This window comes from Qipengyuania nanhaisediminis (assembly GCF_900115585.1).
GTDB classification, from domain to species: domain Bacteria; phylum Pseudomonadota; class Alphaproteobacteria; order Sphingomonadales; family Sphingomonadaceae; genus Qipengyuania; species Qipengyuania nanhaisediminis.
The window spans coordinates 161915-182425 of sequence record NZ_FOWZ01000001.1 but is presented as its reverse complement, the minus strand read 5'-3'; the positions used below and the strand labels follow the sequence as shown (position 1 = coordinate 182425).

Below are 20511 nucleotides of genomic sequence, written 5' to 3'. Positions count from 1 at the left end.
TTTCTGCACTGGTCTGCAAGTGCGCTTCATGCAGAGGTCCGGCTTCCGTAGCGTCACCTTTAAAGCCGATTCCTTGGCGCAGTGGAATGACCGCAGGGCCTCGTCGATTAGCAAATCCCCCTGGCGGCGACCTTCGGGTCGCCCCCTTTTTCGTTGCGGGTAGCGTCCGGCGTTCTAGCCCTGCCGTCTTGGCCCCAGATAGCCGAACAGATAGGCGCCAACCTTGCGCATCTGGATTTCCTCCGCGCCTTCGGTGATGCGGTAGCGGCGGTGGTGGCGATAGATGTGCTCGAACGGCTTGTGGCGTGAATAGCCGATGCCGCCATGCACCTGCATCGCGCGGTCGGCAGCTTCGCAGACCAGGCGGTTCGCCCAGTAATTGCACATGGACACCTTGTCGGAGATCGTCCGCTCGATCTCCTCGTGCGGCATGTTGTCCATTTCCCAGGCGGTCTTGTAGATCAGCAGGCGCAGCATTTCGCATTGCGTTGCCAGTTCTACCAAGGGGAACTGGATTGCCTGGTTGCGCGCCAGTTCTTCGCCGAAGGGTTTGCGCTCCCGCGCGTATTTCACGCTCTCCTCAACGCAGAATTGCGCCGCGCCAAGCGAGGATGCGGCCTGACGGATTCGGTTCTGGTGGACGAAGCTCTGCGCCAGCGCGAGGCCGCGGCCTTCTTTGCCAAGGATCGCGCTATCGGGCACCCAGACATCGGTGAAGCTTAAGCGCGGGTGGTCGGTGGGCATGTTGAAGGTCCACATCCACTCTTCGATCTCCAGCCCCTCGGTCGGATTGGGGACGAGGAAACAGGTGATCCCGCGCGCCGCGCCGTCTTCACCGTCCGTGCGGGCGAAAAGCGCGCAGTGTGTGGCGACATGCATGCCGGTGATCCACATCTTCTCGCCGTTGATCCGCCAGCCGTCGACACCGTCGCGCGTTTCGCGCACCGCGCGGGTTTCCATGTGGGTGGCATCCGAACCGTGGTCGGGCTCCGTCAGGCCGAAGGCGACGCGCCGCGTGCCTTCGAAACCGCCGAGAATGAATTCTTCTTTCTGTGCCTCTGTCCCGAAGGTCTCGAACATGGCGACGAAGGGGAAATTCCCGACGATGCTGTGTTCGTTCTGCAGGTCGTTGTGCAAGCCGAGCCCACGCTGCGCGAAACGGTCGCGGATCACCGCCATCCATAGGTTCGACCCGTCCTTGCCGCCATATTTCTTCGGCGCGGAGAAGCGCCAGTGGCCGGCCTCGTCCGCCACTTTGCGCGCCTGGCGCAGCAGGTCTTCCCACTCGTGGTTCGGCAGGCCGCCCCGGTCCCAGTCGGTGCGCGCATTTTCGCGGCGGTGGTCGAAGAAGCGGATGTTGTCGTCCTTCGCGACCAGCGGCTCGATCTCCGCCTCGATGAAGGAGACGAGTTCGGCGTAGTAGTCCTCAAGGTCGTGCGGAATCGTGAAATCCATCAATCGTCTCCGATCCATTGGCGCCGCGCCACCGCGAGCGAGGGGTATTTTGGCACATCCGCCGAAAGCTTTGCGAAGGCCATCTCGCGCAATTCGGCGAGCAGGCCGGGGGACGCGAGATCGATTTCGCCTTGCAGCAGTGCCTCGGCAAGCTCGGCATCCCCTTCGACCGGCATGAGCGCATCGTCCCGGGCAATCATGCCCAAAGCGTTACGGGCGACCGCGAGCTGGAAGCGGTCGTGTCCTTCCATGCGGTCCTTGATCGTCGCAAGCCATTCCGAGATCGCCGTTGCGATTTCACCGCTGGTCGCTTCTCCCTGCGCCTTGGGCGCTTCGGGCGCAGCGATCGACTGGCCGCGTTCGTCCTCCGGTGCATCCTCTTCCAGCAACAGCAGGAGGTCCAGTTCCTGCTCGCTGGTCCGGCGCGAAATTACCACGCGTTCCAGCATGCGGTCTTCACCGCTGCGCCAGTAACTCGCCATCTTGAGGCAGCCCAGCGCCCACCAGACGGTGCGATAGACAGTCCAGAAGCGGAAGCGGGCCGGATCGACGGTCCTGCCGCCAGCCCCCTCATATGCCGAGAAGTAATCTTCCAGCGAGCCGAGGCCGAGAGCCGGATGCTGGTAACCACCGAAACGCCACACGGCCATGCAGCCGAAGGCGAGGTCTTCGTGCCAGTCCCCGAAATGCGCCAGCTCCCAGTCGAGCACACCGGTCAGGTGGCTGTCCTCGGCAAGCAGGTTTCCGAGCCGGAAATCGCCATGATTGAGAACCGGCTCGACCGGACCGGGCAGATTATCCATCAGCCAGCGCAGGCCCAGGGCAATGATCGGCCTGTCGCCGCCTGCATCCTCGAATTGCTGGCGCAGGTTCGCCACCGCTTCGGCATATTCCATGACGGGGACATCGTCCGGAAGGTCGCCAGCCCCGAGCGAATGGATGCGGGCGAGATCTCCGGCAGCCTCGACGAGTATTTGCCGCGGTGCGTCCATCGACTGGATTGCGCGTGGATCGGGCGTGCCGGGTAATGCTTCCATGATAAAGCCGGAGCCAAGGCCGTCGCTTTCCTCCAGGACACCGGCAATGCGGGGCGCGGTTACTCCCTTCTTTCGAGCGGCCTCGATGATCGCCGCTTCGGTGGCGTGGCCGAACGGGCGCTCGGTCATGAACGCCATGCTCGGCGCGCGGCGCAAGACGTAGTCCTTGCCGCCCGCGTTGAAGCGCCAGCTCTCCATCGTGGCGCCGCCGGTCAGGCGTTTCGCTTCGTCGGGCGTTCCAAGGCCGAGGCGTGCGCACGCCTGTTCAAGTCCCGTCTGCATTGCGTCCGATTTTCCCCCTTGGTCCATAGTGGGTGTATGTGCCCCATGACTGCCGTGCCCTCAAGGATGGTCTCGCGCGGTTGCATGGCTGTCTCCCTTCGCTAGGGGTGGGGCGTTAACGAAGCGGGATGAAGAGAAAGCGAATGACCGATCGCCAGCTGAAAAATGCTTTCCCTGCCGCGGTCGGGCCGACATCTTGATATCGTTCGACGAAGCCAGCGCGATCCTGCGCGAAGCGGCAGGGCCCCTGGAAGAGGTGCTGGTCGCGATCGGGGAGGCTGCCGGGCTGCGTCTTTCGCGCTCCGTCGAGGCCCGCATAGACGCACCGCGTTTCGATGTCTCCGCGATGGATGGGTATGCCGTGCGCAATGCCGACCTTACCGGACCTTTGCGCATCGTGGGCAAATCCTATGCCGGTTCGCAGGCGCCGCGGGCTATGTCGAAGGGCGAAGCGGTCCGCATTTTCACCGGCGCCCCGGTTCCCGAAGGGGCCGATCGCGTGCTGGTGCAGGAGATCGTCGAGACTCGGGGCGATGCTCTCGAGATCGTCGGCGAATTTGGCGAGGCGCGGCACATCCGCGCCCAAGGTTCGGACTTTCGCGAAGGCGAGACCTTGCTGGAGGCGGGGGCACGGTTGGGGCCACGGCAACTGGTCGCTGCCGCCGCCGCCGATTGCGCAGAGATCTGGGCTTGGCGGGCACCGCGGGTGGCATTTCTTGCCACCGGAGATGAACTTGTCGCGCCCGGCACAGCTAGCGACCGTCCCGGCGCCTTGCCCGACAGCATCACGCCGGCCCTTGCCGAGATGGCCCGTCAGTATGGTGCGACGATCGTCGGCAGCGAAGTCGCACCGGACGATCCCGAGCGCATCGAGGAACTGGCCGCCCAATTGCTTGACCGGTGCGATGTCCTGGTAACGATCGGCGGCGCATCGGTGGGAGAGCGCGATTTTGCCAGTCGTTCGATAGAAGGAGGGAAGTTTCGCACTCTCTTTTCCAGGATCGCCATGCGGCCGGGCAAGCCTGTCTGGTGCGCCAAGCGTGATGGAGAGCGCTTCGTTCTCGGCCTGCCGGGCAACCCGACGTCTGCGCTCGTCACTGCGCGGCTCTTCCTCGCTCCGCTTGTCACTGCGCTTGCGGGCGGGAGTTATGACGAGGTGCTGGACTGGCGAGAGCTCGCACTGGCGGAGGACATGCCCGCTCCCGGTCCTCGCGAACATTTCGGGCGCGGCGCGTTCAGCAAGGGGAAGGCACTGCCTTTCGCCAACCAGCAATCGGGGGCGCAGGCCTTGCTGGCAAAGGCCGATCTGCTCCTGCGTCAAACCGGAGGATCCGGCGGTCTTTCGGCAGGGCAGTCCATTCAGGCGCTCGACTTCTGACCGGGCGTAGCTACTCTCCTGCCATGCATGATGCAGCGCCCCTGATCGACGGCTTCGGCCGGCGGATCGACTACGTAAGGATGTCGGTCACCGACCGGTGCAATCTGCGCTGCACCTATTGCATGGCAGAGGACATGCAGTTCCTGCCCCGGCGCGACCTTTTGACGCTGGAAGAGCTTGCCGGACTTGCGCGCCATCTCGTCGCTCGCGGCGTGAAGCGCATCCGGCTGACGGGTGGAGAACCGCTGGTGAGGCGTGGGTTCCTCGATCTTGCGAGAGAACTGGGCGCCCTTCGCGCAGATGGCCTCGAAGAGCTCACCCTGACCACCAACGGCGTGCTCCTGTCGCAGATGGCCGAGCAGCTTTTCGATGCCGGGATCAGGCGGATCAATGTGAGCCTCGATACGCTTGCCCCGTCGCGCTTTGCCACGATCACGCGGGGCGGGGATGTGGCGCGCGTGATCGAGGGGATCGATGCAGCGCGTGCGGCAGGCATCGCGGTCAAGATCAACATGGTCGCGATGCGCGGCGTCAACGATACCGAGTTCGTGTCGATGGCGCGCTGGTGCGGCGAGCGTGGCTGCGACTTGTCACTGATCGAGACCATGCCGCTAGGCGAAGTGGAGGGGGAGCGGGCCGACAATTACTTGCCCCTTACGCACGCGCGCGCGGCTCTCGAACGCGAGCTGACCCTGATGCCGACTACATATCAGACCGGTGGGCCGTCGCGGTATTTCGAGGTGGCCGGGACCGGGCGCCGGATCGGCTTCATCACGCCGCTGAGCGAGAATTTCTGCTCTTCCTGCAACCGCATAAGGATCGCGGCCACGGGCACGGTCTATGGCTGTCTCGGCCACGACCAGAAGGTCGAGCTGCGCGATATCATGCGTGAAGGCGGCGAGGGCGCGCTCGATGCGGCGATGGATGCGCTGCTGGCGGGCAAGCCCCGGCGGCACGACTTCGATATCGCGGCCGATACGCCTGCGACCTCCCGCCATATGAGCGTTACCGGAGGCTAAACGGAAAAAGCGTTGCAATTGCGAACCGTTTCGACTTGTCTCCAAGTCAGAGAGAAATCGAGATTGTGGAGAGAGAAGAATGGCCGAACACGCCGCGCATGGACCGCTGACCGGATTGAAGGTGGTGGAGTTCCAGGGGATCGGCCCGGGACCGCACGTGGCCATGATGCTGGCGGATCTTGGCGCGGAAGTCGTGCGGATCGAGCGCCCGGGTCACCAGCCGATGAACCCCGTCGTAGAACGGGCCCGCCACCGCGCCGCCGTCGACCTCAAGAGCGAGGAAGGCCAGCTTTTCGTCCATGAGGCGTTGAAGCATGCGGACGTTCTGGTCGAAGGCTTTCGCCCCGGCGTGATGGAGCGGCTGGGCCTCGGACCCGATGTGCTGCTCGAAGCCAATCCGCGTCTCGTCTATGCGCGTATGACCGGCTGGGGGCAGGACGGTCCGCTGGCGCAGGCTGCCGGGCACGACCTCAACTATATCGCCATCACCGGCGCGCTCGATTCCATCGGGGCGAAGGGCGAACTGCCGATCCCGCCGCAGAACCTCGTCGGCGATTTCGGGGGCGGGTCGATGTATTGCGCAATGGGCATTCTCGCCGCGCTCTACGAACGCGAACGCAGCGGCAAGGGACAGGTCGTCGATGCGGCAATCGTCGACGGCGTGACCAGCCTGATGAGCTTCTTCTACGGACAGCCGCACAGCGCCTTGCGGACGACCGAACGCGGCGCGGGCCTCCTCGGCGGGGCGGCGCATTTCTATCGCTGCTACACTTGTGCGGACGGCAAGGAAGTCAGCGTCGGGGCGATCGAGCCGCAATTCTATGCCGAACTGCTCCAGCGCGCGGATGCTCCTGAGGAACTGCGCGAGGGTCAGATGAACCCGGCGAACTGGGACGATTACACCGAAAAGCTCGCCGCGCTGTTCAAGACGAAGCCGCAGGCGGAATGGGTGAAACTGCTCGAAGGCACCGATGCCTGTTTCGCGCCGGTTGTTCCCTTGGACGAGGCGAAGGACCATCCGCACATGAAGGCGCGTGGTGCTTTCGTCGAACATGGCGGTCGCTCGCACACGGCGCCCGCTCCGCGCTTCGACCGCACGCCGGGCACGATCCGCGACAGTGCACAGGACGGCGAAGAGGTGGTGGCGCGCTGGTCGCAAGGGAGCTAATGGACCGCGCATAAGGAGAGAAATTCCCATGCGCGATTGCACCAAGTTCTACATCGACGGCCAGTGGGTCGATCCGGTTACCGAGAATACCCAACCGGTCGAGAACCCTGCCACCGAAGAAACCATCGGCCACATCAGCTTCGGCAGCGCCGCCGACGTCGACAAGGCGGTCAAGGCCGCGCGCCGTGCGTTCGAGACGTTCAGCCAGACGAGCAAGGAAGAGCGCCTCACCCTGCTGCGCGCCATCCAGGCCGAAATTGCCAATCGCAAGGACGATCTCGCGCTGGCGGTCTCCGACGAGATGGGCGCGCCGATGAGCCTCGCAAACGGCCCGCACACCGGCCTGCTCGCAGGTCACTGCCAGACCGCGATCGAAGTGCTGGAGAAGTTCGAATTCGAACGCCAGGACGGCCCGACGCTCCACATCTGGGAGCCGATCGGCGTGGTCGGCATGATCACCCCGTGGAACTGGCCGCTGAACCAGATCGCCTGCAAGGTCTTCCCCGCGCTGGCGACCGGCAACACCATGATCCTCAAGCCCAGCGAGATCGCGCCGTTCGACGCCTATATCTTCGCGGAGATCATGGATGCCGCTGGCGTTCCGGCCGGCGTATTCAACCTCGTGAATGGCGATGGCCCCGGCGTGGGCGAAGCGATCTCGGGCCATCCCGACATCGACATGGTCAGCTTCACCGGCTCGACCCGCGCAGGCGTCCTCATCGCCAAGAACGCCGCCGATACGGTCAAGCGCGTGGCACAGGAACTGGGCGGCAAGAGCCCCAACATCATCCTAGACGACAGCGCCTTCACGCAGTCGGTCATGCGCGGCACCACCGCCATGATGGGCAATTCGGGCCAGACCTGCACGGCACCTAGCCGTATGCTCGTGCCGCACAAGCGCATGGAAGAAGCCAAGGCCGCGGCGAAGGAAGCTGCCGAGGGCGTTATCCCGGGAGATCCCAAGGGCAACGCCACCATCGGCCCGGTCGTTTCCAAGGCGCAGTGGGACAAGATCCAGGGCCTGATCGAAAAAGGCATCGAGGAAGGCGCGACGCTGGTCGCGGGCGGTCCCGGAAAGCCGGAAGGCCTCGAAACCGGCCATTACGTCAAGCCGACCGTCTTCGCCGATGTCACCAACGACATGACCATCGCGCGCGAGGAAATCTTTGGTCCGGTACTCGCGATGATCGGCTATGACGATTACGAAGACGCGATCCGCATTTCGAACGACACCGAATACGGCCTCGCCAGCCACATCATGGGTGAGGATATCGAGACCGCGAAAAAGCTCGCCAAGCGCATCCGTGCAGGCCGTGTCGCCATCAACGGCGGCTATGACATGAACGCGGCGTTCGGGGGCTACAAGAAATCGGGCAATGGCCGCGAATGGGGCGAGTGGGGCTTCCACGACTTCCTCGAGGTCAAGGCCGTCATGGGGCATAGCTGATGGCGGGCCGGCACTTCGACGAATGGCAGGTCGGCGACAAGCTGACCCATGAAATCCGGCGCACGGTGACAGAAGCGGACAACCTCTTCTTCACCGTGATGACCCACAATCCGCAGCCGCTCCACCTCGACGTGGAAGCGGCGAAGGAGAGCGAGTTCGGGCAAATCCTCGTCAACGGGACTTACACCTTCTCGCTGATGGTGGGCCTGAGTGTGGGCGACACCACGCTCGGCACGCTGGTGGCGAACCTAGGCTATGACAAGCTGGTGATGCCCAAGCCGGTGTTTATCGGCGACACGCTGCACGCCACCAGCGAGGTCATCGCCCTGCGCGAAAGCAAGTCGCGGCCCGACACCGGCATCGTCACCTTCCTGCACGAAGCGGTAAACCAACGCGGCGAAGTGGTCTGCCGCTGCGAACGCTCGGCCCTCCTGAAAAAGAAGGGCTGACGGTCGCTTGCACCCCTTTTCGCCCTTCGCGCGTTGAAGGGCGAAGGGGAGCGCAATGGCCGAAGAAAAATCCCAGTCCGAACCCGATGGCGTCGAGAGCGTCCTGGGCGAACTCGACGACCTGACTACCAAGAACGACAAGGTTTGCGTAGGCGACGTCCTCGACGATTTCGGCGGGCGCAGCTTTGGCCCCTTCATCATGATTCCCGCCCTGCTGGAAATCACGCCGGTCGGCGGCATCCCCGGCGTGCCGAGCTTCCTTGCCGCGGTCATCGCGCTGATCGCGGTGCAACTCCTGTTCGGCAAGGAGCATATCTGGATGCCGCAATGGCTCCAGCAACGCGCAGTCGAGAGCAAGAAGCTGCACAAGGGCATCGCCAAGCTTCGCGGGATCGCCCACTGGCTGGACGAACACAGTCACGGACGCCTCGAGGGCCTTACCGAAGGTATGTGGATCAAGATCGCGGCGGTGGTCATCCTGCTGCTCTGCGCAACCGTCCCTCCGCTCGAAGTCCTGCCGTTCGCCAGCAGCGCGCCCATGCTGGCGATCGCCGCCATCGGCCTGGCGCTGACGGTCCGCGACGGGGTCATCATGCTCGCAGCCCTTGCGCTCGCCATCGCGGCGATCGGCGGCGGCACATATTATTATTATACGTCGGACGAAGAGGGTTCGGGCGGCGGCATGGCCATCGTCGAACCCGCTGCCTATCGCATAGCTGCTTGACCTGAACGCGATTGCTCTTGCACATTCCCCAACGGATGAGGGGATGAGGCATGGACTTTCGTATCGGCGTAATCGCGAGCGCTCTGGTGCTGGCAGGCTGCGACCTGTTCGGCGGGGGCGGCGTTACCGAAGAGCAACGCGGTGACGGCACAGATACCATCGAACTGGCCGAATTTCCCGACCGCCCCTATTGGGGCGATACCCACCTCCATACCGACGTTTCGGTCGATGCGTTCGGCTTCGGCGTGCGGCTCGGCCCGGAAGACGCACTGAAGTTCGCGCGCGGGGAAGAGGTCACCGCGACCACCGGCATGAGCGCACAGCTCGACCGGCCGCTCGATTTTCTCGTCATTGCCGATCACTCCGATGCGATGGGGGCGACCCGCAGGCTCTATGATGCGCCGCGCATGATGGTGCGCGATCCCACGCTGCGCCGCTGGCGCGACATGATGCACGAAAGCCCCGACCAGTCGACGCGGGCCGTGGCGGAACTCATTACCGCAGCTGCAAATGACGAGATACCCGAGGCGCTGCGCGATCCCGAGCGCCAGGCCAAGGCTACGCGCGAATTGTGGGACCGGCACCTGGGCCTGCTCGACCGCTATAACGAGCCGGGCACCTTCACCGCCTTCGCAGGCTTCGAATGGACGCTGATGCCGGGCGGAAACAACCTCCACCGCGTCGTCATGTTTCGCGACGGCAGCGCGCGGACCGCGCAGGTCCTGCCCTATCCGGGACTGGACGGCGATGTCACCGGCCTGTGGGATTACATGGATTCCTACGAACAGAGCACTGGCGGCAAGGTGCTGGCCATCCCGCACAATTCGAACCTGTCGAACGGCATGATGTTCGAATTCTCGGGCCCCGACGGCGGGCCGATGGACGCAGACTATGCCCGCCGCCGCGCCCGGCACGAACCCGTGGTCGAGGCAACGCAAATCAAGGGCGACAGCGAGACGCACCCCTTCCTGTCCCCGAACGACGAATTCGCCAGCTTCGGCGTGGCCGGATGGGACTTGGGCAATCTGCCGCTTACCGCGCGCAGCACGCCGGACATGTTCGCGGGAAGCTATATCCGCTCGGCCCTCTTGCGCGGCCTGACGCTGGAGCAGCAGATGGGCGAGAATCCCTATGCCTTCGGCCTGATCGGATCGACCGACAGCCACACCGCGCTGGCCACGGCGGACGACGACCAGTTCTTCGGCAAGCATACCGGCAACGAACCGCGCGCCGACCGCGCAATGGCAGCGCAGAACCTTGGCACAAGGCAGGGCCGTTTCGGCTGGCACTATCTCGCCAGCGGCTATGCGGCAGCCTGGGCGCGCGGCAACACGCGCGCGGAGATCTTCGATGCCTTCATGCGGCGCGAGGTCTATGCGACGACCGGGCCGCGCATGGTGGTGCGCCTCTTCGCAGGATTTGATTTCGGCGAAAGCGACTGGGAAGGCGACTGGGTGCGCGCAGGTTATACGCGCGGCGTACCGATGGGCGGCGACCTGGTGGATGACGGCAGGGCACCGACCTTCCTCGTCAGCGCGCTGAAAGACCCCGACGGGGCCAATCTGGACCGGGTGCAGATCGTCAAGGGCTGGGTCGATGCGAACGGCGCGGAGCAGGAAAAGGTGTTCGACGTCGCGTGGAGCGCGCGTCCCATGGATGCCGCCTCCAATTCGCCGGTGCCGCCGGTGGGCGATACGGTCAACCGGTCCGAGGCGACCTATGAGAATTCGATCGGCGCGGCTGAATTGCGCGCCACCTGGACCGATCCCGAATATCGCCGGGGCCAGCGCGCCTTCTACTATGTGCGCGTGCTCGAAATCCCGACGCCGAGCTGGGTCCTTTACGATGCGAAGCGCTTCGGCCTGACGCTGCCCAAGGAGGTTGTTGAGGCCAACGTCATCCAGCAGCGCGCTTATTCCTCGCCCGTCTGGCTGCGTCCCCGCGGCACCCCGGGCGATGCGCCGCCGATCATGCGATGATGCGCCGCCTGCTGCGCGATCCGCTCGCGCATTTCCTGGTGGCGGGGGCTGCTATCTGGGCCGCGCTGTCGTTTGCGGGCGAGCCGGTCGATCCGGCCGAACGGACCATTGCGCTCACGAAAGAGGGGCAGGCAAACCTCGCCCTCGGGTTTGAGCGCACCATGGGTCGCCCGCCCACCGATGCGGAACTGGATGCGCAGATTGAAAGCTGGGTGCGCGAAGAGGTGCTCTACCGCGAGGCGCTGCGGCTTGGGCTCGATGCGGGCGATCCGGTCGTGCGGCGACGCTTGTCGACCAAGATGGACGATCTGGCAGGGGCCGAGGTGGAAACCGCCCGGCCGAGCGAGGAGACGCTGGCGGCGTGGCTGCGCGACCATCCCGGCCGGTTCGCGCAAGGCGAGCGGTTCACCTTCTCGCAGAGATATTTCCGGAGCGAAGATGCGCTGCACGTAGCGCTCGACGCAGCGGGAGATGCAGACGGGGACGCCATCTCGCTGCCGGAGCGCATGACCGATGCGAGTTATGCGGACATCAAGGCGGTCTTCGGCTCGCAATTCGCGTCGCAGATCGCCGAGCTGCAGGAGACCTCCGGTGCGCAGGTGACGTCAGGCTACGGCTACCATCTCGTCGAAATCGAAGAGCGGGTCGAGGGACGGCAACGGCCCCTGTCGGAAATCCGCGACAGGGTGGAGGCCGACTGGCGTAGTTCGACGGCTGCCGCTCGCCGCGCAAGGGCATTCGAGCTCCTGCGCGAAGCTTACCGGATCGAGGTCGAATGATCCGCTGGCTGCTGGCGCTCGCCGTCCTCCTCATCGCAAACCCCGCCTTGGCGGACGAATTGCGGCCCGTCTCGATCCAGCTGGAGCAGGTCGACGAGGCGCGCTGGAACCTCGGGTGGAGGCAACCGCTCGCCTCGCCGCAGGCCGATCGGACTGCGCGCCCGGACTTGCCGGAAACCTGCGAAGTTTCAGGCGAGCCGGTGCTCGACAATTCCGCGCTTGCGGTGGTCGGACGCGCGCAAGTCACTTGCGAGGGCGATATTGCCGGGAGCCGCATCGGCTGGCCCGCTCTCTTCGGACAGGGCGATGCGATCCTGCGCGTGGCCCCTCTGGATCGACCAGTCCAGGTCTACCGCCTGACCGCGCAGGAACCCTACGCCGAGGTCGAAGCGCGGCCATCGCGCATGCAGGTCTGGCGCGGCTATTTCGTGATCGGGGTGGAGCATATCCTTGCGGGATGGGACCATCTGCTCTTCGTGATCGCGCTCGTCCTGCTGGTCGGGCGGACCTGGCCGGTCGTCAAGGCGGCGACGGCCTTCACCGTGGCGCATTCGATCACGCTTGCGGCAACGACGCTGGGGGTCACCGGATTGCCGCAGCGTCCTGTCGAGGCGCTGATCGCGCTCTCGATCGTGTTTCTCGCGGTCGAAATCGCGCGCGGCACGAAGGATACGATCACGCGCCGCTTGCCGTGTCTGGTCGCCTTCGCCTTCGGCCTTCTCCACGGCTTCGGCTTTGCAGGGGCCTTGCGCGAGATAGGCTTGCCGGAAGGCGAGGTGCCGGCAGCGCTCGTCAGCTTCAATCTCGGTGTGGAGGCGGGGCAACTGCTGGTGATTGCCGCCGTCCTAGCTGCCTTGTCAGTGATCCGGCGCGTGCGGGCGGGGGCCGAAGCGCCCGCCTTGCGTATCGCCTCCTACGCCATCGGCATTACCGGAGCCTATTGGTTGGTGGACCGCGTGATCGGCTGAGTATCGCCGCCCAGCGCCTGCCACAGAATGACACGTGCGCGCTCCGCCCGCCCAAGGGCCGCAGCCGCGCGCTCGCCGCTGGCATCCGCTGCACGGCGCGCTTCGAGAACGGTTAGGAAATCGGCGAGGCCAGCGCGTTGCCGCACCTCGGCGAGCGAGGCGGCGCGTTGCAGGCTCGCCGCTTCCTGCGCGGCAGCGGCGGCTTCGCGGTCGGCGGCGGCAACGAGGCCATAGGCCCCTTCCGCATCGCCAAGCGCGGTATAGACGGCCTGGCGATAGGCTTCGAATGCGGCGCGCTTTTCGGCAGCAGCACCGTCGATCTCGGCCTCGATTCGCCCGAAATCGAGCAGCGGCGCGGCGACGGATGCGGCGAGGCTACCGATAATGGAATCGCTGTCGAACAGGTCGCCCGGGCTGAAGGCCAGCAGGCCGATGGCGGCTGACAGGTCGAACACCGGGAAGCGGCGGCGGGCTGCCGCGGCCAGTTCCGCATCTTGCGCGGCGAGGGTCGCTGCGGCGGCAAGGACGTCGGGACGGTTGGCAAGCAGGGCGCTCGGCAAGGTAGCGGGGGCAGCTGGCAGGCCGCTTTCACGAGGTGCTATGGCGAGGGCCGAGCGCACCTGAGCGCCGCCCTGCGCTGTCAGGGTGACGAGGCGGCCGATCAGGCGGGCGCGCTCGCTCTCCAGCGCGGCGAGGCGGCTGCGCGAAGCGTCGGCGGCACTCTCCGCTCTCACGCGGTCGAAGCCGGGCGCGATGCCCGCATCTTCGCGGACCCTGGAAAGGCGCGCGAGTTCTTCGGCTGCAGCTAGGTCGTCCTTGATGGCGCTGGCCCTTGCGTCGAGCGTGCGCCAGTCGATCACGCTGGCAGCGATCTCGGCGAGCAGGGCGTTGCGTACACCGCGGGCGCTGGACGATGCCGCATCGATCCGGGCGAGCGCTGCGCGTTCCTGCGCGCGCAGGCGTCCGAAGATGTCCGGGTCCCAGCGTGCGGTGACATTGGCCGCATAGGATAGTTGTTCGGTATCGAACGCGATGGCGGACGGCAGGTCGCCGCCGAATTGCGCCGGGTTGCTGCGGCGCCCCTCGACCGTTGCATTTGCGCCCACAGAGGGCAGGCGGTTTGCGCCGCGCAGGTCTGCGCCTGCACGCGCCTGGTCGATCCGCGCCAAAGCCTCCCCCAGCGTGGGCGAACTGGCGAGAGCCTGCGCCGCGAGGGTGTCATAGGCAGGATCGTCGGTCGGAAGCAGGTCGGCGAGGTCGGTCGCCGAGGCCGCGTCGGGAGCGAACAAATATTCCGCCGGCAGGACCGGTGTGGGCGTGGCGATTTCGGGCGGCGGCCCGGCAACGCACCCGGCCAACGCCAGCACGCAGGTGGAGGCGAGTAGCAGGCGCATCATTCGTCGCCCTTGGCCGGGATATAGGCATCGACCTGCTGGCCCACGCGGAACAGAGTTTCGCTCGTTGATGCTGCTTCGGGCAACTCGTAGAGCACTTGCAGCACCCTAACGTCGACGCGCTCGGCCGCGGAATTGGTCAGCGAGCGCTTGGGCACCACCAGCGGTTCGGCGCGCACGAAGGTCGCTTCTACCTGCTGGTCGGAGGCGCCACGCGGGCTAACAGTCGCCACTGCACCCATGTCGAGGCGGGGCGCCTGCTCCTCGTCGATATCGATCCGCACGTAGAGCGGCTGCGTCTGGCCCATCTCGATGAATGGCTGCGATCCGCCGCCGCCCATGGTGCTGACATATTCGCCCTTGCGGATATTCACCGCCAGGATCTCGCCTGCAATGGGCGCGCGCACGGTCAGGCGGCCGATTTCGGTCCGCGCGCTGGCGGCACGCGCCTGGGCGGCCTGCAAGCGGGCACGGGCAAGCGTCAGGCGCTGGGCAGCCGCGCTAGCTTCGCCTTCGGCCCGGATGACTTCGGAACGGCTGACGGCGGCGGGATCATCGACATTGCGATAGAGCGCCAGTTGCTGCGAGGCCGTGGCGCGCGCGGTCTCTGCCTCGGCAATCGCGGCGCGCGCTTCGCCGATGGCGGCTTCCGCTTCGCGCAGGGCAGAGCGGGCGGCGCGGTCGTCCACCGTGAACAGCGTCTGGCCTTCGCTCACGCGGTCACCGGGCTGGACGAAGAGGCCGGTGACGAGGCCCGACAGGGCCGAGCCGATCTGCACCACCTCGCTCGACGGTTCGACCACGCCCGATCCGGCGACGCGCGGCGCATCGGCCAGCTGTTCGGGTGCGCGCGGCGGCTCGTTTTCCGGCTCGGACAATTCGCGGTCGGGGAGGCCCGAGACGATGAAGACAATGGCGAGCAGCAGCGCCAGCCCGGCAATGGCGGGCAGCACCTGCCGGGAAAAGCTGAGATTGCGGAGATTGAAAGCCATATCAGTGTTCCTCGGGCATTTCGGTGCCGTCATGGATGATCTTGCCGTCCTCGAGCACGAGGATGCGGTCGGCGAGGTCGAAAACGCGGTTGTCGTGGGTGACAATGATGCAGGCCCGATCTTCGGCGACGGCCACTTCGCGCAAGAGGTCCATCACCCGCCTGCCGGATGATGCGTCGAGCGCGGCGGTGGGTTCATCGCACACCACGAGGCGCGGTTCGTGGACGAGCGCGCGGGCGATGGCGACGCGCTGCTGCTGGCCGCCCGAAAGCTGGTTCGGCAGCTTGTCGGCTTGGTCCGCGATGTTGAGCTTGGCCATCATTTCGACCGCACGTTCGCGGGCTTCGTGGCGGTCCATGCCCTGTGCAATCAGCGGGACGGCGGCATTGCTGGCCGCATCGATGGCGGGGATCAGATTGTACTGCTGGAAGATAAAGCCGATGTTGTTGAGGCGGAACTCGACCAGTTCGGTGTCGCTCAATTCGTAAATGTCGGTGCCGAAGACCTTTACCTCGCCCTCGGTCGGCCAGAGGATCCCGCACATGATCGAGATCATGGTCGTCTTGCCCGAACCGCTTTCCCCCACAAGATAGGTCAGCTCGCCCGCACGGATGTCGAGATCGATCCCGTGCAGGACTGTGATCGTCTGCTGACCGGCCTTGAAGTCGCGCGTGACGCCGCGCGTGCAGATGGCGGGGGCCTCGCTCACCGGAATACCGCCGCAGGTTCTGTCTTGAGGACGTTGCGCAGCGCCAGCCAGCCGGTCAGCGCCAGGATCAGCGTCACCGCGACGAGGCTGATAATCGGTATCTGCCAAGGGATGTAAAAGCCCTTGAAGGTGGGGTTGGCCGAAAAACTCCAGATGAAGGCCAGCGTGCCCAGCACGCCGAGGCCGTAGCCGACGAAGCCGACGAGCGCGGCCTGCGCGGCCACCATCTTGCGGATCTTGCCATTGGTGACGCCGATCGCCTTAAGCGCGCCGAACTGCTTGATATTGTCGCGGATGAAGAGGCTGAAGGTCAGGCCGACAATGGCGACCCCGACGATGAAGCCGAGCGCGACAGTGATCCCGAAATTGAGCGGGATGCCGGTGTTCTCGATAATGAAATTGACCCCGTCGCGAGCGAATTCGTCCCGCGTCTGGGCCTTCAGTCCCGTCTCGCGCTCGATCTTTTCCGACAGCGCCTTGGCCTGCGAGGGGTCTTCAGCGCCGACCAGCACGAAGGACAGGCGGTTGCGCGTGCCGGGCACGTAATTCAGCGCCTGGCTGTACTTGGTATAAAGCACGACGGTGCTGGTGAAGCTGGGCGTCGCATCGGCAATGCCGCGGATCACGGCGCGCTGGTCGTTCAGCTCGAGACGCTCCCCGATAGGCGATTGCCCGGGGAACATGCGGGTCATGCCGACATCGTCGATAATCACGCTGTCGGGCTGGGAGAGGACGTCGGGCGAGCCTTCCACCATGTTCTTGGGCAGGCCGATCAGCGTCGCATCGTCTACCCCGATAACCGCCACACCTTCCAGGTCGCCGCTCTTGGTGCGCACGCTAGCCTGGGCGCGGATATGCGGCACGGCCCATTCGACACCGGGCACGCCGCGCACCTTGTCGAGCGCGGTGGAGGGAAGGGCATAGGATACGTCGGTCGTGCGGCTGACCGGGTCCATCACCCAGACATCGGCGCTGGAAACATTGTAGACGCCGCTGGCCCCGCGCTCGATCAGGTTGACGAAGATCGTCAGCTGCTAGGTGATGAGGAGCGTCGAGAAAGCGATGCCGAAGACCAGCCCGTAGAACTTCTGGGCATCCCCGGTCAGCATTCTGATTGCGATCCAGATCACGGCGCTTGGTTGCCTTTGCTGTGCGACTCGTTCATTAGTGAACGGATGCGTTCAACTGAACGGGACCGTTCACTTTGTCAACTGCTGCTGAAAAGCGATCGATCGGAAGGCCGGCGGACCAGGCCAAGCGGGAAGCGATTCTTGCTGCGGCCGCCCGTTCCTTTTTCGAGAAGGGCTTTGCCGCCACCTCGATCGAGCAGATCGCTGCGGATGCCGGCGTATCGAAGGTGACGATCTACAACCATTTCGGCGACAAGCAGGCGCTGTTCGCGGCCTCGGTCGACCGTGAATGCGCTACCATGCGCTCCAGCCTGGAGCTGACGTCTCTGCCGACGGGGAGCTTGCGCCAGAGGCTGACCGCGATTGCCGAGGCGATGGTCGCTTTCCTGACGCGCGATGAAATGGTGCAGTTCGACCGGCGCATCGCTGCGGAGACCGAGCGTGATCCCACCATCGGCGAGGCGTTCCTGGAAGCAGGCCCCTACCGTATGCGCACCGCCTTTGCGGGCCTGCTCGACACGATGGTCGCAAGCGGTGAACTCGCCATCGACGACACAGCACTTGCGGTCGAACAGTTTGTTTCCATGTGCAAGGGAATGGGCGATCTGGAGCGCCGTTTCGGCCGCCCGGTCGATCCCGAACTGGAACGCAGGCGTATCGAAGGCGCGGTCGATGTCTTTTGCCGCGCCTACGCCGTCGAAGAGTGTGATCGGAAATAGGACGAATTGGCGAGCCGTCTAAACTTGCCATTCACCTGCGCGATCCTACATTCTGGTGAGATTGAAAGGAATGTCCGCTCATGCGCGATCAGAATCAGGACCAGCAGCCCGATCCCGAGGGTAACGGCCCTAACCCCTGGCTGAAGAGTCTCCTCGTCTGGGGCGGGGTGTTTCTCGGCCTGCTCCTGGTCGTCTCAATGTTCGGCAACTCGTCCGGTGGCGGCGGTACGCCGCTGCTCTATTCCGACTTCAAGGAACGCGTCGCTGCAGGCGATGTGAAATCGGTCGAGATTTCCGACGAGCAGATCACCGGCACGACCAAGGAAGGCGAGGTGTTCAGCACCGTACCGGTCGCCAGCGACACGTCTCTGCCCAAGCTGCTGGAGGACAATGGCGTCCAGTATTCGGGCAAGGAAGCAGGCAGCCAGAACATCCTCCTTTACGCGCTCATCAACATGCTCCCCTTCATCCTGATCCTCGGCATCGCGATCTTTGCGCTGCGGCAGGTGCAGAAGGGCGGCGGCGCCGGCGGCGCAATGGGCTTTGGCAAGTCCAAGGCCAAAATGCTGACCGAAAAGCAGGGTCGCGTGACCTTCGAAGACGTGGCCGGCATCGACGAAGCGCGCGAGGAACTGGAAGAGATCGTCGAGTTTCTCAAGGACCCGAGCCGCTTTTCCAAGCTTGGTGGCCAGATCCCCAAGGGCGCGCTGCTGGTCGGCTCGCCCGGTACCGGTAAGACGCTGCTCGCACGCGCCATTGCGGGCGAGGCGGGCGTGCCCTTCTTCACCATTTCGGGTTCGGACTTCGTCGAAATGTTCGTCGGCGTGGGTGCAAGCCGCGTGCGCGACATGTTCGAGCAGGCGAAAAAGAACGCGCCCTGCATTGTCTTCATCGACGAAATCGACGCCGTCGGCCGCAGCCGTGGCCATGGCCTCGGCAATTCGAACGACGAACGAGAGCAGACGCTGAACCAGCTGCTGGTCGAAATGGACGGCTTCGAAGCGAATGAAGGCATTATCATCATCGCGGCGACCAACCGTCCCGATGTGCTCGACCCCGCGCTGCTGCGTCCGGGCCGTTTCGACCGCCAGGTCGTGGTGCCTGTCCCCGATATCGACGGGCGCGAAAAGATCCTCGCCGTCCACATGCGCAAGCTCCCGCTGGCGCCCGATGTGAACCCGCGCACCATCGCGCGCGGCACCCCGGGCTTCTCGGGTGCCGACCTTGCGAACCTGTGCAACGAGGCGGCTCTGCTGGCTGCGCGCCGCAACAAGCGTCTCGTCGCGATGCAGGAATTCGAGGACGCGAAGGACAAGGTCATGATGGGCGCGGAACGCCGCTCCATGGTCATGACCGAAGACGAGAAGAAGATGACCGCCTATCACGAGGCAGGCCACGCGCTCGTCTCGATCAACGAGCCGGCATCCGACCCGATCCACAAGGCGACTATCATCCCGCGCGGTCGTGCGCTGGGTATGGTGATGCGCCTGCCGGAGCGCGACAATTACTCGTACCACCGCGACAAGATGCACGCGAACCTTGCAGTCGCAATGGGCGGCCGCGTGGCGGAAGAAATCATCTTCGGTCACGACAAGGTGTCGAGCGGGGCGTCGGGCGATATCCAGTATGCAACCGACCTCGCGCGCAACATGGTCACCAAGTGGGGCATGAGCGACAAGCTCGGACCCCTGCAGTACGAGCAGAGCCAGGAAGGCTATCTCGGCATGGGCCAGACCGCGCGCACCATGGGCGGTGCGGAAACCAACAAGCTGATCGACGCCGAGATCAAGGAATTGGTCGAAGGTGGTCTCAAGCGGGCGACCGACGTGCTGACCGAGCAGGAAGACAAGCTCCACCTGCTCGCCCAGGCGCTGCTCGAATACGAGACGCTTACCGGTGAAGAAATCGACCAGCTGATGAAGGGCGGAAAGATCGACCGCCCCGATGCTCCGACCGGCCCGGTCGCGGTCAAGCCGACCACCGGCAGCGCCGTGCCCAAGTCGGGCAAGAAATTCGGTGGAGGCACTGCGCCGCAGGCGGGATAAGGACCGCGTTCGGCTGACGTTCAGCGCCGCTAGGAAAAAGCTCCGTTCCCGGACAAAGGGAGCGGAGCTTTTTCATGTACAGGCACATTCTCGGCGGCATTGCCGCGCTTACATTCGCAACCTCCGCACAGGCGGGTCCGGCCGACGTGAACGCGCAGGCGTTCTATGTTGATGCGGTGGAATTGGTGGACAAGGGCATGGGCGCCCTGTTCGACAAGCGTACCAAGCCGCGCATGGCGCAGCTGAAGGCGGCAGGACAGCTGGCGAGGGAAGAGAACGAGGCCGGGAAAGCCAAGGGCAAGCCGGTCTATTGCGTGAGCGAGGCGGAACGCAAGAAGGGGCTGGATGCCAAATCTGCGGTCAGGATCCTTGGTGCGCTGCCGGAAAGCGATCGCCGCAAGATGACGCTGGCCCAGGCCTGGCGCGCGGCGCTGATCCGCGAATACCCCTGCCGCTGAATCGCTGGCGGAAACGCAGGCGGCACATCGGGCGTTATGAAGGTCAAACCGTCACAACTACGAGGATGCAACCCATGAACCGTCTTGCCATTGCCTGCCTGTCAGCCCTTGCCCTTGCGGGCGCTTCTGCCTGCTCCGACCAGACGCAGGAGGATGCATCGCGCACAGCCGAACTGGCCGGAGACGATATCGAAGCGAACGCCGCCGTCGTCGGCGAGATTATCGAGGAAGGCGCGAAGAACGCGGCCGGTGCAGTGAGCGAAGGCGCAGCCGACGTGGAACGGCATATCGAACAAGGCGACAAGGAAACACCGGACACCGCTCCCATCCTAGGCGACAATCTCAACCAGGATCGGGTAGATCCTGCTAGCTGAGCGGC

At 64.8% G+C, this 20511-nt stretch carries 19 protein-coding genes; 13 read left to right on the top strand and 6 right to left on the bottom strand.

Annotated elements, in window-relative coordinates; genetic code table 11:
• Window positions 1-174 precede the first annotated feature (174 nt).
• Complete coding sequence (locus BM173_RS00975) at window positions 175-1455, bottom strand: acyl-CoA dehydrogenase family protein (protein ID WP_090476485.1); 1281 nt, start codon at window positions 1453-1455, stop codon at window positions 175-177.
• Window positions 1455-2774 carry a phosphotransferase family protein gene (locus tag BM173_RS00970; RefSeq protein ID WP_245755715.1) on the bottom strand — a complete coding sequence of 440 codons (1320 nt, stop codon included), beginning with the start codon at window positions 2772-2774 and terminating at the stop codon, window positions 1455-1457. The genes BM173_RS00975 and BM173_RS00970 overlap by 1 nt, the downstream gene beginning before the upstream one ends.
• A 196-nt stretch (window positions 2775-2970) precedes the next feature.
• Between BM173_RS00970 and BM173_RS00965 the strand changes: the two genes are divergently transcribed.
• From BM173_RS00965 to BM173_RS00925, 9 genes are all read left to right on the top strand, one after another.
• Complete coding sequence (locus tag BM173_RS00965) at window positions 2971-4152, top strand: molybdopterin molybdotransferase MoeA (RefSeq protein ID WP_090476482.1); 1182 nt, start codon at window positions 2971-2973, stop codon at window positions 4150-4152.
• Between the two features lie 23 nt (window positions 4153-4175).
• Window positions 4176-5171 carry a GTP 3',8-cyclase MoaA gene (gene moaA, locus BM173_RS00960; protein WP_090476480.1) on the top strand — a complete coding sequence of 332 codons (996 nt, stop codon included), beginning with the start codon at window positions 4176-4178 and terminating at the stop codon, window positions 5169-5171.
• Between the two features lie 79 nt (window positions 5172-5250).
• Complete coding sequence (locus tag BM173_RS00955) at window positions 5251-6339, top strand: CaiB/BaiF CoA transferase family protein (protein WP_090476478.1); 1089 nt, start codon at window positions 5251-5253, stop codon at window positions 6337-6339.
• Between the two features lie 28 nt (window positions 6340-6367).
• The gene (locus BM173_RS00950; protein ID WP_090476476.1) at window positions 6368-7786 is read left to right on the top strand and encodes an aldehyde dehydrogenase family protein; all 1419 of its coding nucleotides are present in this window, start codon (window positions 6368-6370) and stop codon (window positions 7784-7786) included.
• Window positions 7786-8235 carry a MaoC family dehydratase gene (locus BM173_RS00945; protein ID WP_090476474.1) on the top strand — a complete coding sequence of 150 codons (450 nt, stop codon included), beginning with the start codon at window positions 7786-7788 and terminating at the stop codon, window positions 8233-8235. The genes BM173_RS00950 and BM173_RS00945 overlap by 1 nt, the downstream gene beginning before the upstream one ends.
• A 55-nt stretch (window positions 8236-8290) precedes the next feature.
• A complete protein-coding gene (locus tag BM173_RS00940; protein ID WP_090476472.1) occupies window positions 8291-8959 on the top strand; it encodes an exopolysaccharide biosynthesis protein in 669 nt (222 codons plus the stop codon).
• 50 nt (window positions 8960-9009) lie between these two features.
• Window positions 9010-10938 carry a DUF3604 domain-containing protein gene (locus tag BM173_RS00935; RefSeq protein WP_090476470.1) on the top strand — a complete coding sequence of 643 codons (1929 nt, stop codon included), beginning with the start codon at window positions 9010-9012 and terminating at the stop codon, window positions 10936-10938.
• On the top strand, window positions 10935-11717 hold the full coding sequence (locus BM173_RS00930; RefSeq protein ID WP_090476468.1) for a peptidyl-prolyl cis-trans isomerase: 783 nt from the start codon (window positions 10935-10937) through the stop codon (window positions 11715-11717). The genes BM173_RS00935 and BM173_RS00930 overlap by 4 nt, the downstream gene beginning before the upstream one ends.
• Complete coding sequence (locus BM173_RS00925) at window positions 11714-12685, top strand: HupE/UreJ family protein (RefSeq protein WP_090476466.1); 972 nt, start codon at window positions 11714-11716, stop codon at window positions 12683-12685. Before BM173_RS00930 ends, BM173_RS00925 begins: the two co-directional genes overlap by 4 nt.
• Here the strand turns inward: BM173_RS00925 and BM173_RS00920 are convergent.
• Genes BM173_RS00920 through BM173_RS00905 form a run of 4 tightly spaced genes read right to left on the bottom strand, consistent with a single transcriptional unit; the run spans window position 12655 to window position 16790 of the window.
• Window positions 12655-14082, bottom strand: coding sequence for an efflux transporter outer membrane subunit (locus tag BM173_RS00920; RefSeq protein ID WP_090476464.1), 1428 nt, complete (start codon window positions 14080-14082; stop codon window positions 12655-12657). The genes BM173_RS00925 and BM173_RS00920 overlap by 31 nt on opposite strands.
• Complete coding sequence (locus BM173_RS00915; protein WP_090476463.1) at window positions 14079-15071, bottom strand: efflux RND transporter periplasmic adaptor subunit; 993 nt, start codon at window positions 15069-15071, stop codon at window positions 14079-14081. The genes BM173_RS00920 and BM173_RS00915 overlap by 4 nt, the downstream gene beginning before the upstream one ends.
• 1 nt (window position 15072) lies before the next feature.
• The gene (locus BM173_RS00910; protein ID WP_090476461.1) at window positions 15073-15780 is read right to left on the bottom strand and encodes an ABC transporter ATP-binding protein; all 708 of its coding nucleotides are present in this window, start codon (window positions 15778-15780) and stop codon (window positions 15073-15075) included.
• Window positions 15777-16790, bottom strand: coding sequence for an ABC transporter permease (locus tag BM173_RS00905; RefSeq protein ID WP_342741969.1), 1014 nt, complete (start codon window positions 16788-16790; stop codon window positions 15777-15779). The genes BM173_RS00910 and BM173_RS00905 overlap by 4 nt, the downstream gene beginning before the upstream one ends.
• A 194-nt stretch (window positions 16791-16984) precedes the next feature.
• Between BM173_RS00905 and BM173_RS00900 the strand changes: the two genes are divergently transcribed.
• The 4 genes from BM173_RS00900 to BM173_RS00885 all read left to right on the top strand — a co-directional run bounded on the left by BM173_RS00900 (window position 16985) and on the right by BM173_RS00885 (window position 20506).
• Window positions 16985-17629, top strand: coding sequence for a TetR/AcrR family transcriptional regulator (locus BM173_RS00900; protein WP_090476459.1), 645 nt, complete (start codon window positions 16985-16987; stop codon window positions 17627-17629).
• A gap of 80 nt (window positions 17630-17709) precedes the next feature.
• Complete coding sequence (ftsH, locus tag BM173_RS00895) at window positions 17710-19674, top strand: ATP-dependent zinc metalloprotease FtsH (protein ID WP_090476457.1); 1965 nt, start codon at window positions 17710-17712, stop codon at window positions 19672-19674.
• A 74-nt stretch (window positions 19675-19748) separates the two neighbouring features.
• Window positions 19749-20132, top strand: a complete 384-nt coding sequence (locus BM173_RS00890; protein WP_090476455.1) for a hypothetical protein — start codon at window positions 19749-19751, stop codon at window positions 20130-20132.
• 74 nt (window positions 20133-20206) lie between these two features.
• Window positions 20207-20506: a hypothetical protein gene (locus BM173_RS00885; protein WP_090476453.1), complete on the top strand. Its 300-nt coding sequence runs from the start codon at window positions 20207-20209 to the stop codon at window positions 20504-20506.
• Window positions 20507-20511 lie beyond the last annotated feature (5 nt).